The sequence below is a fragment of the Polaromonas sp. genome (assembly GCF_031411155.1).
Classification (GTDB): domain Bacteria; phylum Pseudomonadota; class Gammaproteobacteria; order Burkholderiales; family Burkholderiaceae_C; genus Polaromonas.
Genome location: NZ_JANOAL010000018.1, coordinates 1 through 1,761 on the forward strand (window position 1 = coordinate 1; position 1,761 = coordinate 1,761).

The window sequence follows — 1,761 nt, forward strand, 5'->3', positions numbered from 1 at the left end:
TCAACCGCGTCACCGTGGCCGACATCAAGGCCGCGTTTGCGCGCAAGCTGCAGCCTGAGAAAATGGTCACCGTGATTCTGGGGGCCGCGCCATGAAGTACCGCGCCCGGGCCGAGCAAGCAATGACTGACAAAGCAACTGACAAAGCGATTGATAAGGCGACCGAGAAATTGACTGATACCCCCGCTGTAAAAAGACCCAAAACCGGCAAGGTGGTGGCGCGCAAGGCCAAGCCGCCCGGTGAAATTCGCATCATTGGCGGGCTGTACATGCGCAGCAAACTGCCGGTGCCCAACAAGCCCGGCCTGCGCCCCACGCCCGACCGCGTGCGCGAAACCCTGTTCAACTGGCTGGGCCAGGACCTGAGCGGCTGGCGCTGCGCCGACGTGTTTGCCGGCACCGGCGTGCTCGGCTTTGAAGCCGCCTCGCGCGGCGCTACCGACGTGCTGCTGTGCGAGCAAGACGCCGGGCTGCTGCCGCAGCTGCAGGCCCTCAAGACCCGGCTCAACGCCGGCGCGGTGCGCATAGAGCGCGGCGACGGCCTGAGCGCGCTCAGGCGCCTGCTAGCCGGCAGCCAGCAACTGATATTTCTCGACCCGCCCTACGAGTCGAATCTGTTCGAGCCCGCGCTGCAGGCCGCCGCCAAGGCGATAGGCGACACCGGACTGATTTACCTTGAAGCGCCCCGGCCCTGGCTGGACGAAGAGTTGCAGACCATGGGCCTGCAACTGCACCGCAGCGGCCGGGCCGGCGCGGTGCATTTTCATCTGCTGATCAAGGTCAAGCCCTGATCGGGCGTGCGGCGGGGGCTGGCGGGGCATAATTCCCCCATGTCCACGCCACCCCCCTCACCGCCCCGGGTTGCTGTCTATTCAGGCACTTTTGACCCCTTCACGCTGGGGCATGCCGACGTGGTGCAGCGCGCCGCCGGGCTGTTTGACCGGCTCCTCATCGCGGTGGCGGCAGCACACCATAAAAAAGCATTGTTTTCGCTTGAGGCCCGTGTGGAGCAAGTGCAGGCAGCTACCAAAAGAATAGCAAACGTGCAGGTCCTGCCGTTCGACGGCCTGATCATGGACTTTTGCGCCCAGCATAGTGCCTGCGCCGTGGTGCGCGGCGTGCGCAATGTGACCGACTTTGACTACGAAGCCCAGATGGGCGCCATGAACCGCAAGCTGCGCCCCGGCGTTGAAACGGTTTTCTTGCTGCCCGATGCCGCCTTGCAATGCATCAGCAGCACCCTGGTGCGCGAGATCAGCAAACTGGGCGGCGATGTGGCTCAGATGGTGAGCCCGGCCGTGGCCAAAGCGCTGGCTAAAGCCCACCAGCCCCTGAAGGAGGCCTGAAAACCATGGCCCTGCTGATCACCGACGAATGCATCAACTGCGACGTGTGCGAGCCCGAATGCCCGAACCAGGCGATTTACCTCGGCAAGGAAATCTACGAGATCGACCCGCACAAATGCACCGAATGCGTCGGTCATTTTGATGAACCGCAGTGCGTGCAGGTCTGTCCGGTGGCCTGCATTCCGGTGGACCCGAAGAACGTCGAAAGCAAGGAAACGCTGTGGGAAAAATACCATCGGCTGCAAGCCGTGATTCCGATTGTTGCGGCGCGGGGTGGCTAGCGTTCAAGGGGCTCAAAAATGCTGGTTTGGGCCGGTTTCGATGCTTAAATCGGCCTCTAGCCCAATCAATACCTGCGCTTAAAGCTATTGAATTGATAGCGCCTCAAGCCAGCAACCCATCCAGCGGGCTGGCCG

The 1,761-nt window shown here is 62.6% G+C and carries 3 protein-coding genes; all 3 read left to right on the top strand.

Features of this window, described 5'->3' with window-relative positions:
* Positions 1 to 121: 121 nt before the first annotated feature.
* The 3 genes from rsmD to RMO23_RS00700 are packed head-to-tail and all read left to right on the top strand — an operon-like array spanning position 122 to position 1,626.
* On the top strand, positions 122 to 790 hold the full coding sequence (rsmD, locus tag RMO23_RS00690) for a 16S rRNA (guanine(966)-N(2))-methyltransferase RsmD (RefSeq protein ID WP_405041537.1): 669 nt from the start codon (positions 122 to 124) through the stop codon (positions 788 to 790).
* A 39-nt stretch (positions 791 to 829) separates the two neighbouring features.
* Positions 830 to 1,345, top strand: coding sequence for a pantetheine-phosphate adenylyltransferase (gene coaD / locus RMO23_RS00695; protein ID WP_309678078.1), 516 nt, complete (start codon positions 830 to 832; stop codon positions 1,343 to 1,345).
* Positions 1,346 to 1,350: 5 nt separating this feature from the next.
* Positions 1,351 to 1,626 (top strand): YfhL family 4Fe-4S dicluster ferredoxin, encoded by a 276-nt coding sequence (locus RMO23_RS00700; protein WP_309678074.1) that lies wholly within the window; start codon positions 1,351 to 1,353, stop codon positions 1,624 to 1,626.
* Positions 1,627 to 1,761: the final 135 nt, after the last annotated feature.